At 43.8% G+C, this 19,382-nt stretch carries 20 protein-coding genes, 1 tRNA gene and 2 pseudogenes; 8 read left to right on the plus strand and 15 right to left on the minus strand.

All coding sequences use genetic code 11. The features are described from left to right. From PN470_RS15920 to PN470_RS15935, 4 genes are all read right to left on the minus strand, one after another. Positions 1-640 (minus strand): FHA domain-containing protein (locus tag PN470_RS15920; RefSeq protein ID WP_272104785.1); only part of this gene is annotated, 640 nt, incomplete at its 3' end. A gap of 99 nt (positions 641-739) precedes the next feature. After that, a complete protein-coding gene (ilvN, locus tag PN470_RS15925; protein WP_002732118.1) occupies positions 740-1,264 on the minus strand; it encodes an acetolactate synthase small subunit in 525 nt (174 codons plus the stop codon). Between the two features lie 160 nt (positions 1,265-1,424). Then, complete coding sequence (locus PN470_RS15930; protein ID WP_272104786.1) at positions 1,425-3,044, minus strand: ABC transporter substrate-binding protein; 1,620 nt, start codon at positions 3,042-3,044, stop codon at positions 1,425-1,427. Between the two features lie 346 nt (positions 3,045-3,390). Next, positions 3,391-3,930, minus strand: coding sequence for a pentapeptide repeat-containing protein (locus PN470_RS15935; protein WP_002775354.1), 540 nt, complete (start codon positions 3,928-3,930; stop codon positions 3,391-3,393). A 69-nt stretch (positions 3,931-3,999) separates the two neighbouring features. On the opposite strand from PN470_RS15935, the gene PN470_RS15940 reads away from it, so the two are divergent. Both PN470_RS15940 and PN470_RS15945 read left to right on the plus strand, forming a co-directional pair. Further along, a complete protein-coding gene (locus PN470_RS15940) occupies positions 4,000-4,617 on the plus strand; it encodes a DedA family protein (RefSeq protein ID WP_002775352.1) in 618 nt (205 codons plus the stop codon). Positions 4,618-4,830: 213 nt separating this feature from the next. Further along, a complete protein-coding gene (locus PN470_RS15945; RefSeq protein WP_103112560.1) occupies positions 4,831-5,601 on the plus strand; it encodes an FkbM family methyltransferase in 771 nt (256 codons plus the stop codon). A gap of 28 nt (positions 5,602-5,629) precedes the next feature. Here PN470_RS15945 and PN470_RS15950 read toward each other — a convergent pair whose 3' ends face one another. Next, entirely contained in the window at positions 5,630-6,715 is a 1,086-nt protein-coding gene (locus PN470_RS15950) for a glycosyltransferase family 4 protein (RefSeq protein WP_272104787.1), read from the minus strand. A 117-nt stretch (positions 6,716-6,832) separates the two neighbouring features. On the opposite strand from PN470_RS15950, the gene PN470_RS15955 reads away from it, so the two are divergent. Next, a complete protein-coding gene (locus PN470_RS15955; RefSeq protein WP_272104788.1) occupies positions 6,833-7,018 on the plus strand; it encodes a hypothetical protein in 186 nt (61 codons plus the stop codon). Positions 7,019-7,067: 49 nt separating this feature from the next. Here PN470_RS15955 and PN470_RS15960 read toward each other — a convergent pair whose 3' ends face one another. Together PN470_RS15960 and menB are read right to left on the minus strand one after the other, a co-directional pair. Beyond that, positions 7,068-7,370, minus strand: a complete 303-nt coding sequence (locus PN470_RS15960) for an RNA recognition motif domain-containing protein (RefSeq protein ID WP_272104789.1) — start codon at positions 7,368-7,370, stop codon at positions 7,068-7,070. Between the two features lie 261 nt (positions 7,371-7,631). Then, a complete protein-coding gene (gene menB / locus PN470_RS15965) occupies positions 7,632-8,465 on the minus strand; it encodes a 1,4-dihydroxy-2-naphthoyl-CoA synthase (RefSeq protein ID WP_272104792.1) in 834 nt (277 codons plus the stop codon). Between the two features lie 157 nt (positions 8,466-8,622). Here menB and PN470_RS15970 point away from each other — a divergent pair. The 3 genes and pseudogenes from PN470_RS15970 to PN470_RS15980 all read left to right on the plus strand — a co-directional run. Further along, positions 8,623-9,058, plus strand: a pseudogene (locus tag PN470_RS15970) (IS30 family transposase); the annotation flags it as partial. After that, positions 9,047-9,202, plus strand: a pseudogene (locus PN470_RS15975) (transposase); the annotation flags it as partial. The pseudogenes PN470_RS15970 and PN470_RS15975, both read left to right, overlap by 12 nt. A gap of 64 nt (positions 9,203-9,266) precedes the next feature. Then, a complete protein-coding gene (locus PN470_RS15980; protein WP_004157944.1) occupies positions 9,267-10,550 on the plus strand; it encodes a TldD/PmbA family protein in 1,284 nt (427 codons plus the stop codon). Between the two features lie 368 nt (positions 10,551-10,918). Here PN470_RS15980 and PN470_RS15985 read toward each other — a convergent pair whose 3' ends face one another. Then, the gene (locus tag PN470_RS15985; RefSeq protein WP_016514988.1) at positions 10,919-12,601 is read right to left on the minus strand and encodes a hypothetical protein; all 1,683 of its coding nucleotides are present in this window, start codon (positions 12,599-12,601) and stop codon (positions 10,919-10,921) included. Between the two features lie 258 nt (positions 12,602-12,859). Here PN470_RS15985 and arsM point away from each other — a divergent pair, with 258 nt between their 5' ends. After that, complete coding sequence (gene arsM, locus PN470_RS15990) at positions 12,860-13,834, plus strand: arsenosugar biosynthesis arsenite methyltransferase ArsM (protein WP_002775340.1); 975 nt, start codon at positions 12,860-12,862, stop codon at positions 13,832-13,834. Between the two features lie 229 nt (positions 13,835-14,063). Here the strand turns inward: arsM and PN470_RS15995 are convergent, their stop codons facing one another. The 7 genes from PN470_RS15995 to PN470_RS16025 form a co-directional block, all read right to left on the minus strand. Then, positions 14,064-15,311, minus strand: coding sequence for a glutamate-5-semialdehyde dehydrogenase (locus PN470_RS15995; protein WP_002793483.1), 1,248 nt, complete (start codon positions 15,309-15,311; stop codon positions 14,064-14,066). 10 nt (positions 15,312-15,321) lie between these two features. After that, positions 15,322-15,729, minus strand: a complete 408-nt coding sequence (locus PN470_RS16000; RefSeq protein WP_272104790.1) for a hypothetical protein — start codon at positions 15,727-15,729, stop codon at positions 15,322-15,324. 171 nt (positions 15,730-15,900) lie between these two features. Continuing rightward, positions 15,901-15,972: transfer RNA gene (locus tag PN470_RS16005), tRNA-Gly, on the minus strand. 71 nt (positions 15,973-16,043) lie between these two features. Next, positions 16,044-16,280, minus strand: coding sequence for a hypothetical protein (locus PN470_RS16010; RefSeq protein WP_002775335.1), 237 nt, complete (start codon positions 16,278-16,280; stop codon positions 16,044-16,046). A gap of 29 nt (positions 16,281-16,309) precedes the next feature. Further along, on the minus strand, positions 16,310-16,855 hold the full coding sequence (ribH, locus tag PN470_RS16015) for a 6,7-dimethyl-8-ribityllumazine synthase (protein ID WP_002734236.1): 546 nt from the start codon (positions 16,853-16,855) through the stop codon (positions 16,310-16,312). Positions 16,856-16,984: 129 nt separating this feature from the next. Further along, complete coding sequence (gene psbZ / locus PN470_RS16020; protein ID WP_002732865.1) at positions 16,985-17,173, minus strand: photosystem II reaction center protein PsbZ; 189 nt, start codon at positions 17,171-17,173, stop codon at positions 16,985-16,987. Between the two features lie 522 nt (positions 17,174-17,695). Next, positions 17,696-18,145 (minus strand): CopD family protein, encoded by a 450-nt coding sequence (locus tag PN470_RS16025; RefSeq protein ID WP_002732847.1) that lies wholly within the window; start codon positions 18,143-18,145, stop codon positions 17,696-17,698. 107 nt (positions 18,146-18,252) lie between these two features. Here PN470_RS16025 and PN470_RS16030 point away from each other — a divergent pair. Then, on the plus strand, positions 18,253-19,382 hold a 1,130-nt coding region (locus PN470_RS16030), incomplete at its 3' end, for an RNA-guided endonuclease InsQ/TnpB family protein (protein ID WP_272104791.1).

A 19,382-nucleotide genomic window follows, 5' to 3' on the forward strand; every position in this document is an offset into this window, starting at 1 on the left:
GATTATCTAATTCTTGGTGAGTTTCCTGTCGCCTGGGATTGAGGGGAGTTTGACCATCCCTAGGGTAAACCACCACCGGACCGCTCACCCCGGAAGGGAGTGGATAAACATTAACTCTGCGACTTTCCCAGATAATCCCTAAAACTAATAAACTGAAAATACCCCCCGCACCGTAGAAACCATAGCGCAAAAGTCGCGCCCACAGGGGAGGGGGACAGTAGTAGGAGATGGTGACACAATTAGCTAAGTCTGGGGGGGCCAGGGTAAAGATATCACCATGACGCAGGGAAACGCTTTTCAGACGACGTTTACCCATATAAACCCCGTTGGTGGAGTTTTCATCTGTGAGCAGGAAATGATGGGGATTTTTCGGGTCCCGCTGCAGGGAACAGTGAATCTGACTCACCACATTATTACGGATAGTAATATCACAGGAACTGGAACTACGGCCTAACAAATAGCGATCGCCAATGAGGGGATATTTGCTTTCCCCGCTGCCATTCTCGTTTTTAAGGCGTAATTCGGGAACTCTCGCCCCTTTTTTGAGATTTACCGCCTGAAAATTTACCTTTCCTTGCAATTTCTGCACGGCAACGGTGACAAGTTGACTAATTTGGGTTTTCGGCGACTGGTTAGACATAGTTTTTATCAGCTTCTGAAGGCAATAGGGGAAGCGGGGAAGTGGGGAATTTCAACTAAAACCCTAACACCCTAACACCCCAATTCATCCCCAATATCCCTAAATTGACATTTTAGCCTCTAAAGCTTTCAGGTATTCCGTATTGACTCCCGACTCGCGAATCAGAGCAATTTTACCGGTACGCGCCACCTCGCGAACGCCAAATTTATTCAGCATTTGCATAATCGCCACCATTTTACCCGGATCCCCCACCACTTCGATGGTCAGGGTTTCCTCAGAAATATCCACAATTCGCGCTCGGAATACCTGCGCTAATTCGATCACTTCTGCTCGGCGCTCGGCGGTAGCATTAACTTTAATCAGCATTAATTCCCTTTCCACGCAAGGGGTTTGGGTGATATCCTGCACCTTGAGGACGTTAATTAATTTGTAAAGTTGTTTGGTTAACTGTTCGATGCTGTCCTCGTCCCCTGGCACTACCATCGTAATGCGAGAAACTCCCATTTGTTCAGCAGGACCGACGGCTAGACTTTCAATATTAAAGCCGCGACGGGCGAATAATCCAGCAATACGGGTTAAAACTCCCGCTTCATCTTCAACTAATACGGATAATGTGTGTTTCATGGCGATTTATCTACACAACCTATATTTAACTATTGTAAGACAGGAGGCAAGGCCAGAACAGTTTGTTTTCGCCTCACGACGATAAGAAATTTTAACAGATAAAACCCCCTACCAGCATGGCGAGGCAGGGAGCAAAAGCTGACGGCTGACTCATGATTAATTATCGGGATTTTTTGGCGATTGTCCAGAAGGGAAAAGTTTGACTGGGATTGATGATAACTCCCGTGATGCCATGACGAGCAAAAGCATATTCTTTGGTTTGCCAAAGGGGAATATAGGGAACTTCATCGGCGAGAATTTCTTGAATTTTACCAAAAATCTGCTTTCTTTTGGCTGGGTTACTTTCCTGACGGGATTGGGCGATTAATTGATTCATTTCTTGACTATAAAAAAATGAGCCTTGACTTTGTGATCCTCCCTCTTCGCAGCCAGTTTCTGGGGAACCTTTAGCACAATCCAAAAAGGGATAAATATAGTTATCTGCATCCAAAAAATCGGGATACCAATTGGATAGAGCAGTGGTATAAAGTCCCCGGCTAATATTACGGAAAAAGGCTGCTCCTAGGATACTATTGGGTTCAAATTGAATCATATTATCTAAATCCCGTTTTGCTAGAGCTTTCATCACTGCCGCCACGCTGCTGGAAGTGATCGATCCCGATGAGTGCCAAACTTCTACAATTGCGGGGTTTTCTGGACTATAACCAGCAGTTTTTAGTAATTGTTTGGCTTGCTCTATATTATGGTTGCCATAGCGCTCTTTAAACACCGGTTGTGACTCGGAAAAAGTAGTAGGAATGAGACTAAAAAGAGGGATGCCTTGACCTTGTAAAATGCGATCATTAAGTAAATCCCGATCGACTAGAGAAGCAATTGCTTGTCGCACTAAAATATTATCGGTGGGTTCACTTTTAAGATTGACGCTCATAAAGTTAATTGCTGCCCCAGAAGATTCGATCGCTTGCCATTTTCCTTGAGCTGCTTCTGTGCGTAATTTTCTCACTTGAGGAGGCAGTAAAGATTGATAGGCAATATCCACCGCACCTGTTTGAAAACCGTTAAATAAATTGGCAGGATTCGAGAGATAAATTTGCACATTAACTCCCTTATTTTTGGCTGGTTCTCCCCAATAGCGATCAAAAGCTTCTAAACTAAAAGAATCGCTAGTAACTGCTTTTAATCGATAATGTCCTGTGCCGATAAATTCTTCGGGTTTAAATTTACCTTCGCCAATTTGATAAAATTTGGGTGAAACCGCACAGGCTCCGGGATAAGCTAAAAGAGCGGGAAAAGCGGCAAAAGGTCTGGTTAATTTAATAGTAATTTCGTCCTCTTTGCTGGCGGTGATTTTATCAATTGTATCCCGGAGAAGAAAGGAAGGTTCGCCACCATTTTTGATAAATCTTTCTAGAGAAAACTTCATCGCCTCTGCGTTAAAAACCGTGCCATCATGAAAGATAACTCCTCGACGTACTGGGATAGTATAAGTCAAACCATCGGGGCTAATTTGCGGCAATTCCGTGGCTAGGAGAGGCTTTAAATTAGTGGTTCCTTCGGCGTAGGTGTAGAGAGTTTCACCGAGATTATAAATAATAAAAAGTCCCGCCAACTCATAACTATCGGCAGGATCGATCGAGCGTGGTTTTAGGGTTGTCCCAATTATCAGGCGATCGCTATCCCCCTGGGGTAAATTGGAATTAGTGGACTGACAGCCCACAGTCAGAAGAAGACAGAGGCAAAATAAACTTAAATAGCGGTAAAGTTGGCGTAAAGATCTCATCGAGGGCGATTAACGGCAGCTAGGTATCGATCGATCCTATCATTTTTGTGCATAATCTTTTCTACTAGGTTCCCTTAAGGAACTAGGTTGATTGCTTAATTGGTTGGGAAAATTTCTTCAATAACTGCACTGATTACCCAGACAATTAACCTAAATTTTCTGGTGGAGGATGACAAAAACTTGACCAATTTGGCCAAGAGGAAGACTCAAGGCAGCAAAGGGGTTAAATGGTTCAGAATAGCTGGAGCTATGGAGGCAGATAAACAGGGGAATGGGTCAGATTTTTAAACCTAGATCAGGTTCCAGCAACGAATTAGAAACTCATCTTCTTTTATCTATCAGCCATTTAGGTTAATCCTGTCCCTTCCAAACAAGCTCGATCGAAAATTGCCCCCGTGGTTACTGCCGAGGCTAAACTAGCACAAAGAAGATTGGCATCAGTAAAATTTGTTCCGCGTAAAATCGCCCCGAAAAAAATTGCTTCCTCTAAATCGGTGGCCGATAGATCTGCCCCGGACAGATTAGCGCTAGTAAAATCCGCTTGGGTTAAAATCGCCCCGACAAAACTCACTCCCCGGCCATCGACACCGCGAAAATCCGCCCCGGACAAATCTAGATGATTAAAAACCGCCCCGGCTAAAAAAGCGCCGGCCAAACTTGCCCCAGTCACGATCGCATCGAGGAGAATTGCCCCGCGTAAATCGGCATTACGAAAATCTGCTCCCCTTAAATTTGCCCCAGTTAGGTCAGCACCGCGTAAATTTGCGCGTAAATTCGCCCCGGCTAGGTCTGCACCCGCTAAATCAGCCCCTGCCAAGTTCATGCCCGCTAAATCTTTTATCTCACCCTGACGAATTGCTAATAAATCAATACTGGGAAAAGTCATGTTCAGCCACGGTTAAATACTGTAAAAATATCTTAGAATATTCGTAAACCTTTGTTAAGAAAGCGCTCCATGTCCCTAGAGCTATTATCCCTAGAAAATATTGAAGAAATCGCCCACCAATACGGATACTGGGCAGTATTTATCGGCATCACCCTGGAAAATACGGGGATTCCCATCCCGGGAGAAACCATCACCATTGTCGGCGGCTTCCTTGCCGGTAGCGGTGATTTGAACTATTGGTTAGTTTTAGTCAGCGCAATTACAGGAGCAGTTTTGGGCGATAATTTTGGCTATTGGCTCGGCCGCGCTGGAGGTTGGCCGTTTTTGTTAAAAGTTGGCAAATTCTTTCGGATTCCGCCTCAAAAACTAGAATTAGCCAAGGATCAATTTAGTAAAAATGCACCCCGGGCGGTCTTTTTCGGTCGTTTCGTGGCCCTGTTAAGAATCTTTGCCGGTCCCATGGCGGGAATTGCCCGAATGCCCTACGGTCGCTTTTTCCTCTGTAATCTCGGTGGGGCGACGGTGTGGGCGACGATTATGGTGACATTATCTTTCTTTTTAGGCCGTTTGTTCCCCTTGCACCAGTTAGTCAGTTCTATGGCTCGTTTTGGTATCTTGGCTTTAATTATCGTCCTAGCCTGGACAATTATTCACCCCATCCTTGAGTCACGGAAAAAGGTGGCTTAAGTCCGTCATTTCAGTTATCAGTTATCAGCTTTTGAAGGCAAGAGGCAAAAGACAGAATCTGACAATTCTCCTACCTAAAAAGAAGGTTAGAAACTGGGCACATCAAAGCTTTTAGCTATCCCCCAGAAAGTGAGGCTTGTTACCTCATTCTTGACGGGGAGTGATTCGTGGTGTTAATATAATTTTGTCCAAGATTACAACTATACATCAACGGTGATAGCCAAAAAAATTACTTTTTCTAATGGATTAGAATGTTACTACAGTAGTAGCAAAGAGGAAACAGAATACATTTTTTCGGAAATATTTACTGAAAGGCAATATGAAGGGCATGATATTGTCATCAAAGAAGGCGATGTGATCTTTGATGTTGGAGCCAATATTGGTCTATTCTCTATTTTTGTCAAGGGAGTTGAACCAACAGCAAAAGTTTTCGCCTTTGAGCCAATCAAGCCAACTTTTGAGGTTTTGAAAAAAAATATTCATTTGCATTCTTTAGAGGATGTTGTTTTATTTAACTGTGGATTAAGTTCAGAAAATAACCCAGCAAAAATCTTTACTTTTTATCCGAATATGTCTGCTAATTCAACCACAAAGCCAGAGGATACCCTGGCTGAATTGGAAGATATTCAAGTGGATCAGAATTACCCAAAAATAGAAAATTTGTTTGAAGAGTTTTTCCAAGAAAAAGAACAAGTAGCCTGTGAAGTAAGAACTCTATCCTCCGTAATTAATGAACTCGGTATTGACTCCATTGACTTACTGAAAATTGACGTGGAAGGAGAAGAATACGAAGTATTTCAAGGCATCGAAGCTAAAGACTGGCCAAAAATCAAGCAAATAGTGGCTGAAATTCACGATAAAAAGGGACGCTTAAAGCAAATAAGCCAAATGCTGGCAGATAATGGCTTCAAAATTCAACTAGAAAAAAGAGACTTGCTACCTTCGACATTCGTGGATATTTTCCATTTATACGCTGTGCGTTAGGGGTTAAATTTTTATTGTCAAAGTTAATCTATTTTTCCAGAAAATTGGTTAATAACTGACTGAAGCGTTGGGCAATAATCGGTGCATCAAATTCTGAAACTTTCGCTCTACCTGCCTTCCCTAAGGAACGAGCTTTCTCTGGATTGAGAAGCACTTCCGCTAATTTACTCGCTAAATCTTCAGCATCTAAGGGATTGGCTAATAGACCTTGTACACCATCTTCAACCAACTCCGGTGTCGAGGAGGAACGACTGGCGACAATCGGTTTATAACTGGCCATAGCTTCAGCAAAAACTAGGCCAAATCCTTCTTGCAGACTAGGTAAACAAAAAACTTGACAATCAAGATATTCTTGGATCAGTTCTTGATAGGAAAGATAGCCGAGAAAAGTAACATTTTGCTCTAAATTGAGTTCTTGTGCTAGACGGCGTAAATTATTCCATTCAGGACCTTTGCTGGCAATTCGTACCTCTACATCGGGTATTTGACGGCGGAGAATTGCGGCGGCGCGGATCAAAGTGGCAACATTTTTGCGGGGATACTGGACACCGACACAAAACACCGTCGGCCTCCTCTGCTCGCGGTTTCTTTCCTCATACTTGACCGAGGCGACCGCTGCATCCCACCCTTTGAGATCAATTAGAGAATGAACAATTTCGATATTGCCATCGTACTGATAAAGTTGCTTGAGTCTAGTACGGGAATACTCACTGGTAGAGATGACCAGATCCGCACGATGGACGCTCACTTTCTCGGCCTTTGCCATCAATTCTAAGGAAGTTCGCACCCAACCCCGCTCAAAGGTGGCTTCATCGGCAATAATACCGTGAATATAAACGATAAAAGGGACTTTTAGGCGATCGCTGATGGCGTAACCATCCATATCGTAACCTACCACCACATCATAGTCATCAAAGCAACGGGGATCGAGTCGCCAATTCCAAAGAAAGCGATGCGCCATGTAGCCTAACGGACCCGATGCTTTGGCTGGCGAGAAGACATCAACCAGATGACCCTGGGAACGTAACTCGTTAGTCAGGTGGATATTCCCAACGAAAGTACCACTTCCGAGCTTGACATTTTGGGGAGTTGCTGTGATGATTGCTATCTTCATTTTTTGTCAAAGTTTATGGCAGCGGTTGGATTATGATGGGAAAATCAGAACAAATAAGCTGGGCAGGAGTAGGTGCAAATCAAATCTTGATTTTACCTGATAACATTCTCAAAATCTATGGACGAACCGAGATTTTTGCGTCTGTTAGCCTTTTTTCGTCAAAATGATGAAATGTCCGTATCGATTTTCCCGATCATTTTTATCTTGAATAAATTCATCGAAATTTTTGAGTCTGAAACCCCGTCCTTTAAAATGGGTATTAGGATGTTAGAAAAGAAACGCAGATTTATTAATTATCGATAAGAAAGCGGTTATCAGAAATAACCGCTTCTGGAATTTTCCAAGAATCTGTTTAACGTTCCCGGCGCCCGAAGTTTTTGCGATCACCGCCGCCACGACCGCCAGAATCTTCTTCTTTGGGACGAGCTTTGTTGACTTTCATCTGTCGTCCCATCCATTCGGCCCCGTCAAGAGTTTCGATCGCTTTTGCTTCTTCCTCATCGGAGGACATTTCGACAAAACCAAAACCGCGCATTTTACCCGTTTCCCGATCTACGGGCAAGTAAACGCGACTAACCGTGCCGTATTCAGCGAATACCTCTTGCAAGTCATTTGTCGTGACGTCATAAACCAGATTACCAACGTAAATCGTCATGGATTGTCTCCCAATATCACAGCCATTTCGAGAAGGAGATCGGACACAACCCAGTCAAGGCCATCAGGGAAAAACCACTTCTGTTTGAAACCAATGCTGCTACCGAACCTAACTACTCTCTCTAAACTAGCATAGCTGATCAGTGATCAGTTATCAGTGATCAGTTATCAGTAGGAGTAGGGAGTATTAAGTGAGCAGTATTATAGGGCAGTTTTCTGCTTTCTTTTCACTGATTACTGTTTACTGTTCACTGATCACTGATTAGGGTAGCCAAGGATATTGACTAAAATCGGGGGGACGTTTTTCGAGGAAAGCCTGTTTACCTTCGGATCCTTCGGCGGTCATATAGTAGAGTAAAGTGGCATTACCCGCTAACTCCTGTAAACCCGCTTGACCATCACAATCAGCATTAAAAGCCGATTTTAGGCAGCGAATCGCCAAGGGACTTTTTTCGAGAATTTCTAAGGACCATTTAATCCCTTCCTGCTCTAATTCCCCCACCGGGACGACATGGTTAACCAAACCCATTGCTAAAGCTTGTTGGGCGTTATACTGCCGACAGAGAAACCAAATCTCGCGAGCTTTTTTTTGACCCACTACCCGGGCCAGATAACTAGAGCCAAAACCGCCGTCAAAACTGCCCACTTTCGGACCGGTCTGGCCAAAAATGGCGTTATCCGCTGCTAAGGTTAAATCACAAACCAAGTGTAAAACATGACCGCCCCCGACCGCATAACCTGCCACCAGCGCGATAACTACCTTGGGGATGGAGCGAATTAATTTCTGTAAATCCAGCACATTGAGCCGGGGTACGCCATCATCGCCAATATAACCCGCCTGACCGCGCACCGTCTGATCGCCGCCGGAACAAAAAGCATATTTGCCATCGCTGTGGGGACCTGCACCCGTGAGCAATACCACCCCAATGCGCGCATCCTCGCGAGCATCACAGAAAGCGTCGTAAAGCTCAAAAACTGTCTTCGGACGGAAGGCATTACGCTTATGGGGTCGATTGATGGTAATTTTGGCGATTCCCCCCCATTTATGGTAAAGAATATCCTCGTAGGTTTTGACGGATTGCCATTCAACGCTCATAGTCTCGGTTATAGGCACAGCTTTTTTACCTTACCTCATTTTGTCCCCCACGTTGAAGCAGGGAGCGCCAGAATAGGGGAATGGATAGTTGACGGACAAGGTTTAAAGCCGATTCCCTTCTTGATGTTTTCTGGGTATTTACTCAAAATATATTGATCCTAGTCGTGTAGATATCAGCGAGCGACCAGCAATTGCTGACCATAAAACCGAAATCGGTTATTGGGAAAGTGACACAATGATTGGAGGAAATTATCGAGGAATTATCGTTACATATATGGACAAAGCCTCGAAATTTTTAGTAGCAGGATTAGCCAAAAACAAAACCGCATCGGAAATCAACCCTTGTCACAGAAAAACTTTCCCAAGAGATTCACCCTGACCAAAGAAAAACCTTTACTTGTGACAAGGTTAAAGAATTTTGTGGACATCAAGAGTTGAGTCAGAAACTAGGAGCAGATTTTTATTTTGCTACTTCTTATCATTCGTGGGAGAGGGGATTAAACGAGCATACCAATGGACTATTGAGACAATTTTTTGCCAAGGAAACGAATTTGAAAATCCTTAAACCAGAGCAGGTAGAAAGAGCGGTTTCTAGTGGCAGATATAAACAAGCTGCTTATCCTAAATCAGATGGGAAAGATGCTCTTTGGTCTCCTAGTTATTTTGTTTCTTCTGTGGGAGGTGTGCCATTGGCAGTTCTTAAGTGCTATATTAGAGATCAAGAAAAACTGTCGTGAAACGAAGGGGTTTTAAACCCAAATTTTCGCTAATCAGATAGCCATTATCTCAAAAACTATCACCATGACGATCGATCCGCAACAACTCATCGAACTGGCTCTCAAATCGGGAGCAGTGGCAGCCGAAGTTTATCAATCTTCCTCCCTTTCCCATCCCGTTTTTTTTGAGGCTAATCGTCTCAAACAGCTAGAAAGTTCCGAATCTGTGGGAACTGCCTTAAGATTATGGCGCGAGGGTTGTCCGGGGTTAGCGGTGGGTTATGGTGATGTGGAACCGGAAATTTTAGTAGAAACAGCGTTAAATTTATCCTATCTCAATGCCCCCGAAGAAATCGAATTTTCGGCACCACGACAGGCAATTTATGACCCGATTGGCCAGGATGTGGCGGTAGAATCTTTAATCGAGATGGGTAATCAAATGATTGGCCAAATTCGCCAAGTTTATCCTGAGGTTATTTGTAGTGGTGAATGGGAATGTGAACGGGAAATCACCCGTTTAGTTAATTCCCAGGGTTTATATTGTCAATATACCGATACAGCTTTGAGTTATTATCTGGGGATTGAATGGGTGCGGGGGGAGGATTTTCTCGCCGTTTATGATGGGGAATATACCCGCAGTACACCTCATCCCGAAACGGTAATTAAACAGTTATTGCAGCGACTACAATGGGCCGCCAATAATGTGGATAGTCCCACAGGTAAATTACCAATTTTATTGACTGCTAATGCAGTTACCCTGTTATGGGGTACGGTGGCGATGGCTTTAAATGGTAAACAGATCTTAGAAAAATCCTCGCCCTGGAGTGATAAAATCGGTCAATTGGTTATGTCAGAACAGTTGACTTTATCTCAACAACCGGAGCGAGAACCCTATAGTTGTCCCTTTGATGATGAGGGAACTCCCACCAAATTTTTATCTTTAATTGAACGAGGTAGAGTTAAAGAATTCTATAGCGATCGTACCACGGCCAGACTATTAAAAACTACTCCGACGGGAAACGGTTTTCGTCCCGGGTTAGGGGTTTATCCTATGCCAGATTTAGTTAATCTAATCGTGGCACCGGGAGAGGGAACTTTAGAGGATTTAATCTCGCAGATAGATGAAGGTCTAGTTATTGACCAAATTTTAGGTCATGGTGCCGATATTTCGGGCGATTTTTCTGTCAATATCGATCTGGGTTATCGCATAGAAAAGGGCAAAATCACTGGACGAGTTAAAGATACAATGGTGACGGGAAATGTTTATACCGCTTTGCAGAATTTAATCGCTTTGGGGTCTGATAATCAATGGAATGGTTCCTGTTATACTCCCTCGCTAATTGTTGATAGTTTATCGGTGGTGGGGTAAATCAGTTATCAGTTATCAGTTATCAGTTATCAGTTATCAGTTGACCGATTACTGTTCACTGTTTACTGACCACTGAAATTACTAGGTGTAGGGCTAATTCCAGAATTAGCCCTACAATAGGCGTTGTCAAATTGAAAGATGCTCCGAATCAGCACCGGAACTAAAATTACTGTGATAGCTAAGGATTGCACTGCATCTTTCCTATTCTGATCTAACAATGCTTAATTTTTTGAGGCTTTATTTGACCTGAAAATAAGGGGTTCGCAGGTAGGCACGGATTCCCATTCTATAAGAAATTATCTGTCAAGTCGTGGGGTTTTGTCAAGCTTTTTTGGGAAAAAAATTTAACCGATGTGAGTCGGTATTTTTCAGCTTGGGATTAACGCTTTAGTTGCCGAGGCACCAAGGCGATTTAATTGCCGATTAATTTGCCATCCGAGGAGGGTTAAACCCAACCACTGACCGAAGATTGCCAAAGCGAAAGAGGGAAGTGTAGCGTATTTAGTAGCGGCAATGGGAAGAAAAGTAAAAAACCATAACAGCGGAGATTGACTGGGATCAACTCCCAAGACAGCGAAACAGAGAAAGGGGAAAATAATCAAAATGCCGATGCTAGTGGCTGCCAGCAAAGCGCGTTTATTTGTGCTGCCTAACATCAATAATTGGGCGATAGCGGCATAGACTAAAATCATGTTCATTGCCAAGAGAAACCCGGCTGCAGTGGCTAGTTTATATTGATGGAGAGGGGCGATAAAAATAGCGGGAAGGATGAATAAAATGGCAATGGCGAGGTTAACAGCCATGGCTAGGGTAGAAGGGCTTTTTTCGCCAAAGATTAGAGCTTTCCCCAGACTAATGCCCTTTTTTCCTTGCAGATGACGATAGCGAGTCCAATCTTGGAGAGTTTGACGGGGGGGAGTGAGGGCAAAAAGGATTAACAAGCCAAAAATTGCCACAAAAACGCTAAGAATGACAAAATTATCGAAAAGATAGCTCGGTTCCAGAGTTTGGAAGACAAAACCTAGGCTAATGGCGCTAAAACAGCCCATCATCCAGTAACTTTGGGGTTTACTAACAAGAGTAACGAGGGGATTATGGAAGCGCCGCTGGATAATTCTGGTTAAACCGTAGGTACAGAGGGCAAAATTGAGCAAAATTAAGCTAATACCCATTATAACCGATTGCCAGAGAGATTGACCGTACCAACGCAGATCAAAGATTTGTGAGATTCCTAGATAGCGTACCGCATCGGGGGGGAGAAAGGTAGATTTAACTAGATAGGGAAGGAAAAAACTAGGATTAAAGAGAATTAACCAATCAAAGGGGGTACGGGAACCGCCATAGCCCGATAAAGTAAAAATACTGCTATAAAACACAAAGATTAAGACTGTAGCACTGCCTAACCAGGGTTGAAATCCTCCTAACCATGGCGTGGCTAAAGCGAAACTAAGGGCAGCATGATAGAAAAAGGCACAACTAGCGATCAGAACCGCGTAGAAGGCTAAAATTAACGACAAGGGAATACCTGCTAATAAACCCGCCCCCAAGTGAAAGGGTAAAGCGAGAAGACAGACGAGATAGAGGAGAATGGGAACCCCGAAAATTTTGCCGATAAAAATCGTTTTGGCGGGTTGGGGACTCAGACGGATAAAATTAAGTGTACCCCGGCGCTCTTCCCCAGAAAGATCGGCAATTAATTGATAGGTTCCCACCACTAAAAGAGCGAAAATGCCGGTAATACTCAGAAAAGTGAAGATATCTAACCACCATAACCGGGAGATAATCATCCATTGACCATTTAAGTCTTGGATACAGTATTTAAGCCCACTATAGGGATAATAGTCGTTGTTATTGGGGGGATTAGCGGTACAGTAACGACTAAATCCCGCTCCTACTGGCAAGAGATTTTGATAGTACAAGTAAACTAATAATTGACCAACAAGGGAGATAATCGAGGCGATCGAGATATTTTTCGGGGTTAATCTTCCTTGCCATTCTCGCATAATTTGCGGGTTGGTTTCCGTAAGGCGATCGATTATTGTCAGTATCATATTTCTGTCCTCTCTACAGCCGTCAACAGGAGCTAATCCTAGATTAACCCGGTAACTTCTCGATCGGTTTGGGGATGAAGAAATCCCTCGATATGCAGCTAAGTAGCTGGTTATAATTAAATTAAAAAGGGATTTTAGGTTCGATCCCTCCTGAAATCCGCTCTTGATCAGGGGGGTGCCGATCCACCCTGCTAAGATAGCGTTGGGCGAGGATGCGAAGTAAGTCCTTGAATTGATCAGAGAAAAGGAGTTTAAAGGATGAAAATGACTTATCTGGAAGCTACTGCCAAATTTTACAGCGAAGTAGCCCAAACTCCCGAAGTGGGGCTATGTTGTGTTCAAAGCAGTCCTTTGCAACTGCCGGGGTTAAAAATCCCCGCCATTATGCAGGAGATGAACTATGGTTGTGGCACGACGGTGCAGGTTAATGAATTGGGCAATTCTCCCAGGGTTTTGTATGTGGGTGTGGGTGGTGGTTTAGAAGCACTGCAATTCGCCTATTTTTCCCGTCGTCCGGGGGGAGTCATTGCGGTGGATCCAGTGCCGGAAATGCGTTGGGCAGCCCAAAGAAATCTCGGCGAAGCACTGCCAGAAAATCCCTGGTTTAGTCTCGATTTTGTGGAAATTAAAGATGGTTCCGCTTTTGAATTGCCGGTGGAGGATGCCTCCGTCGATGTAGTGGCGCAGAATTGTCTTTTTAATATCTTTAAACCAGCCGATTTACAGTTAGCTTTACGCGAGGCTTTTCGCGTCTTAAAACCGGGAGGACGTTTACTGATGAGTGATCCGATCGCCCCTCGTCCAATTCCTGAACATTTGCAAGAAGATCAGCGTTTAAGGGCTATGTGTCTATCGGGGGCCTTGACCTACGATGATTATATTCAACAGTTGATTGCTGCTGGTTTTGGTCAGGTAGAAATTCGGGCCCGTCGTCCCTATCGTTTACTGGACTGTCAGAGTTATAATTTAGCCAAGCCGCTCCTCTTAGAAAGTTTGGATTCCGTTGCTTTTAAAGTAGCTATTCCCGAAGATGGGGCCTGTATTTTTACCGGCAAAACTGCTATTTATACTGGTACGGAGGCAATTTTTGATGATGGTGCTGGGCATATTTTAGCCAAAGGATTACCAGTGGCCGTCTGTGATAAAACTGCGAGCAACTTAGCTCGTTTGTCTCCCCAAGATATCCTCATCACCGAGTCCACTTGGCACTATAATGGGGGCGGTTGCTGTTAAAAAAGTACGGTCGAGGCAAGTTCGATCCCTCAGTTATCAGTTATCATTGATTAGTGATTGGTCACTGTTTAAGTAGTCGTGCAAAATTAATTTCCTAGTGAAGATAGGCAAGAGGCAAGGGGCAAGAGGCAAGAGCGGGGTTAGATATGTGTAATTAATTTTGCTTAGGTACTTACTGTTCACTGTTCACTGGACGGCTACGCCGTGCCTTTGGCAACACTGAAAAAAACTAGCCTTGCACTACCTGTTTAAGGGTGGTAAAGGTTTCTAGGTTGATTAACCCCCGGCGCTGGCCTTTTTGGTTGGAAATGCCCAAAAATACCGATTCTCCCTGTTTGGGATTGCGATCAAATCGGGGTGAAGAATTGATATAAACTAAAGCACTATCGGACTCCATGGCGAATTGACGACTTTCTCGATAGGATTCGGTGACAATACAATCCGCATGACCGCTACTATACTTATTAATCCAAGCGATCGCATCAGTGAGGGTATCCACTAACCTAAAGGCCACCATTTTTTCTAAATAGGGTCTTTGCCAATCATTATCGGTAGCAATGGTTAAATGTTCCGGAAAATCCGCCGCTAATCGGGTATCTCCCCGCAATTTAAAGCCTTTTTCCTGCAAACTTTTAAACAAACGACTTAAAGTCGAAGAATTGTGATGGGGACTAATTAAAACTTTTTCGATCGCGTTAACCGGATCCGGTATGCTGCCATGACTATCGATAATTACCTGACGAGCTAACTCCAAGTCGCCACTAGGAGACCAATACAAATAACAGTTTCCCATGGCCGCACGCAAAACGGGAACCGTAGCCAATTGACTCACCCGACCGATTAAACTAGGGCGACCGTAGGGAATGATCAAATTAACATAATTTTCCTGGGTCAGCAACTCCTCTAGGGAGGGACTAGAATCACAGGGTAAACCACTCACACAATCCACGGGTAAACCCACATCTTCCAATGCTTCTTGGATAATTTCCGTAATCACCTCATCGGAATGACTAGAGGCATTGGAACCGCGAATAATCAAACTATTGCCACTTTTTAGGGAAAATCCCGCCGCTACCATCGCTAATTCCGGAAAACCTTCATAGACGAAGGCAATCACTCCTAAAGGCATCCTTTGGCAATAGGTTTGGGAAGGATTGAGTTGATAGGCTGCGTTAATTACCTGTTGCAGCGGATCCGATGCTTCCGCTAGTTGTTGTAATACCTCCACCGTCGTCTCTAAACGTTCGGGAGTTAACCGTAGCCAGCGAATCATTTGTTCTGAGACAGCCATCTCTCGACTGACTTCTAAATCGAGGGTATTGGCTTCTAAAATACGATCAAAGCCAGTTTTAATGGCATTAGCGATCGCAATTACTCCGCGATTTCTTTCATTGCCATTAAATTGACCTAGAGCCAGAAAAGCATTGTATGCTTGCTTAAAGATCGTCAGGGGGGGGATGGAGGAACTTTCGATCATAGATTCTTGTCTAGCGTCGATAGGCTAACCAAAAGATTAACGCGGGCAAAATAACTAATAGCATAACTAGAATTGCCCCAAAAATCACGCTTACCCCCGGCGGTGATTTTAAAATTAAGGGTAGCCAGACGACCGATAATAACAGAATTATCCCCACCATCAGGGGTAATACCTCTTGTCCAAGGCGCCGATTCGTACTCACCCAACGAAATCCCGTCCAGCACCAACTGCGTTTATAGGGATAGTGGGGGGCTAATTGTTCGATAATTTGGCCGTTTTCCTGTAGCACAAATATTTGTTGACAGCGATCGCAACCAAAGGCATCGGTCAATAAAATCGGGCATAATGTCCCTTTCCGACGACAGGGACAAGGATAGTCTTGGTGTTGGTCGATTTTGGTATATTTATGCGGTCGCACAAGCTAAATTTTTGTTTATAAACGGTTGTTTTTAGTCGCTCGTGGTCAATAGCTCAGGGATTCAATGGTTGCCCAAAATCCTCAACCCTATTGCTCACGGATAATTCCCATCTTAAGGGATATCCCTAAATTATTCCTACTAATCTTAAGAGCTATTTCAAGATTTTTTCAAGCGGGCAACGCGATTCGAACGCGCGACATTCACCTTGGCAAGGTGACGCTCTACCACTGAGCTATGCCCGCAAGCCGTTTTTTTACACTTCCCTAAGTATCCCAAATCTCAGAGCATTTGTCAACTGGTTTGGAGCATTTTTTTACAATAATTCATCTTCTGGCCAATCCCCCAAACCGGTAATAGCTTCGAGAACCACTTCTATCTTAGCCTGTAGTCGGTTGAACTGATGTTGCAAGCGATCAAAGCACTTGTCAATGGCGGCGAATTTTTCAGTGATAGGGCGTTCCATAGCCTCAAAAGCTGCCGTAATCGGCCCCTCTGGTTCTAAATCTAATTCCAGAGTCTTGATTCTCTCGACAGCGGGGAGTGGGGACAACTAAAACCCTAAATGCTGGGGGAATTTTCTTAGCCTTCCATCAGTGCCTGTGGGGGATTATTTTCCAATAATTCTAGGGGTTTATCTTCATCCCGGGGGCGCAATTGACGCATGAGACTAGCCATTTCTAGGGCAGATAGGCCATAATTCCAGCCCAAATTACTTTTAATCCCGGCCCGTTCGAGGGCCTGTTGTAGAGTATCAGTGGTGAGAATACCGAAAACAACGGGAACACCTGTCTGAAAAGCGGCCGCAGCGATGCCTTTAGCAGCCTCGGCAGCAACGTAGTCAAAATGGGGCGTTTGTCCGCGAATAATTGCCCCTAGACAAATAACGGCATCGTAACGGTGGGAAAGGGCGACTTGACGGGCTACCATTGGCACTTCAAAGCTACCGGGTACCCAGATATAATCCACTTGTGTGCCATCGGGATTAACATCAACCCCGTGACGCTTGAGACAGTCTTGACAGCCTGATAACAGTTTATCAGTGACCAGATCATTAAAACGACCAATCACGATCGCAAAGTGCAAGGACGATATATCCTCGGTAAAATTTCCCTCAAAAACAGTCATAGGTAAAAGGGGTTAGGGGTTGGGGAGAAGTGGGGTGTGGGGTGTGGGGTGTGGGGAGAATACTGACTCCTGACGACTGACTCCTGACGACTGGCTCCTGACTCCTGTCCCCCGTCCCCCTGATCAAGACTAAATCACTAAAAAGTTTAAAATAGCGACGGCAACGACTAAAATCGCCCAAATTGCCGAACCCACATAGAGAAGGGGTTTCGATTGATCCCAGTTTTGGGGGGAAGCATAGGCAACGGGGACACCAATCACCATCAGCAAGGAAAATAAAACTAAGGCAATGAGAAAAAATTGAAAAACAATAGACATGATTGGGTTCTCCTAAAGCAGTTGATCTTTATCTAGATAATTCTCCCAGATTTGATACTTGTATGGAAGAGCCTCGCTTCCACTCAACTTAACTGGACGATCCTTTCTCGGCTCTCTTAGGTTTGGTGGGTAAAATGTATTCTAAGATACATTCTCAAGAGCGAGGGGGTGGAACGAACCACAAAGACACAAAGGACACAAAGATTGATCGATCATATTGTAAGTTAAACTTATCACACAGAACCTAGAAGAGCCCTTTCTCTAAGTCCTCCCTGAATCAGGGGTTCCCAGGAGATATCCCTGTCAGACTGAATCCACGAGCATTTTAATTTTACTGCCACTGACTATCTAGCCCCAGCGGGGCTGAAAACTTTTTTCCAGTGTCTATCCTTGCCAAAAGCAGCATGGCAAGGGTTAGGTGGGGGAATTGACTCCCTGTAATCCCTTGCCCAGATTACAGTATTTTCGCGTTTTCGCCAAAGCTGCCCTAGAAAGATGTCCAGACTGCTGAACTGCTAAAAGCTAATGGTCAAGGCCTCCCAAACGGATGCCAGCGCCAAAAATGACGAACAATACTGCTAGAGTGGTGACGGCGACTATGTGCAGGGCGAGGAAATTTAAGTTTTCCTCGCTCAGTTTAGGAATGAGAAAAAAGCGGGAATGAAGGGCCAAGATGAGAGTTAATAACAGTAAAGCTAACTTAATTCCTATATAAACCGATAAAAAACTATCAAATGACCAAAAATCACGAAATCCGGGCAAATAAATCCAAGTCAGTCCCAGGCCTGTTATTACCTGCAATAATAGCGCAGATAACCCAAAACTTTCAAAATATTGCTCAAATTGACGAATTCGGTCTGGTTCTCGGTTTTTGAGGGCCTGGGGTAGAACGGTGACTGCCAACAATAAATGTCCACCGGCCCAGACGGTCGCCCCTAGGGTGTGGAGAATTACTAAAATTTTGAACAACATCGGTTTCTCTCAGTCATCGAAAATTTGGGTCTGAAACCCCGTCGTTCTACGACGGCTTTACTGTTAAATATTAGAACATTTACGAAATATATGCTAAAATGTGAGACATGGAAAAAGCCTATTCGTTTCGATTTTACCCCACACCAACACAAGAGTCGCTATTGCGGCGCACATTGGGCTGTGTAAGATTAGTTTACAATAAAGCTCTCCATCTCAGAACACAAGCTTGGTATGAAAGACAAGAAAGAGTAGGATATGTTCAAACTTCTTCAATGCTAACCGATTGGAAAAAGCAAGAAGAATTAGACTTTCTCAATGAGGTAAGCTGTGTACCTTTACAACAAGGGTTAAGACATTTACAAACAGCTTTTACTAACTTCTTTGCTGGTCGTACTAAGTATCCTAACTTTAAGAAAAAACATCAAGGAGGAAGTGCCGAATTTACCAAATCAGCCTTTAAATTTAAAGACAAACAAATCTATTTAGCCAAATGCACAGAACCTTTACCTATTCGATGGTCAAGACAAATACCAGAAAGCTGTGACCCAAGTACAGTAACAGTCAGATTACATCCTTCTGGACGTTGGCATATTTCAATAAGATTTGATGACCTAACAATTAAGCCTTTATCAGTAACAGATAAAGCCATTGGAATTGACTTAGGAATTAGTAGCCTAGTAATTACCAGCGATGGCGATAAAGTGTCTAATCCTAAGCATTTTAAGAAACATTATCGGAGACTGCGAAAGGCACAAAAAAGCCTTTCTAGGAAGAAAAAAGACTCAAAGAATCGGGAAAAAGCGAGAATCACAGTAGCCAGAATTCACGCTCAAATTAACGATAGTAGAAAAGACCATCTACACAAGCTAACCACTCAATTAGTTCGTGAAAACCAAACGATTATGGTTGAGAATTTAGCCGTCAAGAATATGGTCAAAAACCCCAAGTTATCTCAGGCAATATCTGACGTTAGTTGGGGAGAAATCACTCGACAATTAGCCTATAAATGCCGTTGGTACGGCAGAAATTACATCGAAATAGATAGATGGTTTCCTAGCTCTAAAAGATGTAGTAATTGCGGGTATATTGCTGAGAAAATGCCGTTAAATATTCGAGAGTGGGATTGTCCAGACTGTGGGACTCACCATGACCGAGATATTAACGCCAGTAAAAATATTTTGGCCGCAGGGCTTGCGGTGTCAGTCTGTAGAGCGACCATAAGACCAGAACAGAGTAA

The sequence above is a fragment of the Microcystis sp. CS-574 genome, from assembly GCF_028329095.1.
GTDB lineage: Bacteria > Cyanobacteriota > Cyanobacteriia > Cyanobacteriales > Microcystaceae > Microcystis > Microcystis ichthyoblabe_A.

Bases quoted from the DNA above. Each gene is read 5' to 3' on its own strand.
- arsM (WP_002775340.1), top strand. From the start codon at position 12,860: ATGAAAATGACTTATCTGGAAGCTACTGCCAAATTTTACAGCGAAGTA.
- PN470_RS15930 (WP_272104786.1), bottom strand. From the start codon at position 3,044: ATGAGATCTTTACGCCAACTTTACCGCTATTTAAGTTTATTTTGCCTC.
- menB (WP_272104792.1), bottom strand. From the start codon at position 8,465: ATGAGCGTTGAATGGCAATCCGTCAAAACCTACGAGGATATTCTTTAC.
- PN470_RS15935 (WP_002775354.1), bottom strand. From the start codon at position 3,930: ATGACTTTTCCCAGTATTGATTTATTAGCAATTCGTCAGGGTGAGATA.
- PN470_RS15950 (WP_272104787.1), bottom strand. From the start codon at position 6,715: ATGAAGATAGCAATCATCACAGCAACTCCCCAAAATGTCAAGCTCGGA.
- PN470_RS15960 (WP_272104789.1), bottom strand. From the start codon at position 7,370: ATGACGATTTACGTTGGTAATCTGGTTTATGACGTCACGACAAATGAC.
- PN470_RS16025 (WP_002732847.1), bottom strand. From the start codon at position 18,145: ATGTTGTTCAAAATTTTAGTAATTCTCCACACCCTAGGGGCGACCGTC.
- ribH (WP_002734236.1), bottom strand. From the start codon at position 16,855: ATGACTGTTTTTGAGGGAAATTTTACCGAGGATATATCGTCCTTGCAC.
- PN470_RS15985 (WP_016514988.1), bottom strand. From the start codon at position 12,601: ATGATACTGACAATAATCGATCGCCTTACGGAAACCAACCCGCAAATT.
- PN470_RS15980 (WP_004157944.1), top strand. From the start codon at position 9,267: ATGACGATCGATCCGCAACAACTCATCGAACTGGCTCTCAAATCGGGA.
- PN470_RS15955 (WP_272104788.1), top strand. From the start codon at position 6,833: ATGGACGAACCGAGATTTTTGCGTCTGTTAGCCTTTTTTCGTCAAAAT.
- PN470_RS15995 (WP_002793483.1), bottom strand. From the start codon at position 15,311: ATGATCGAAAGTTCCTCCATCCCCCCCCTGACGATCTTTAAGCAAGCA.
- ilvN (WP_002732118.1), bottom strand. From the start codon at position 1,264: ATGAAACACACATTATCCGTATTAGTTGAAGATGAAGCGGGAGTTTTA.
- psbZ (WP_002732865.1), bottom strand. From the start codon at position 17,173: ATGTCTATTGTTTTTCAATTTTTTCTCATTGCCTTAGTTTTATTTTCC.
- PN470_RS15940 (WP_002775352.1), top strand. From the start codon at position 4,000: ATGTCCCTAGAGCTATTATCCCTAGAAAATATTGAAGAAATCGCCCAC.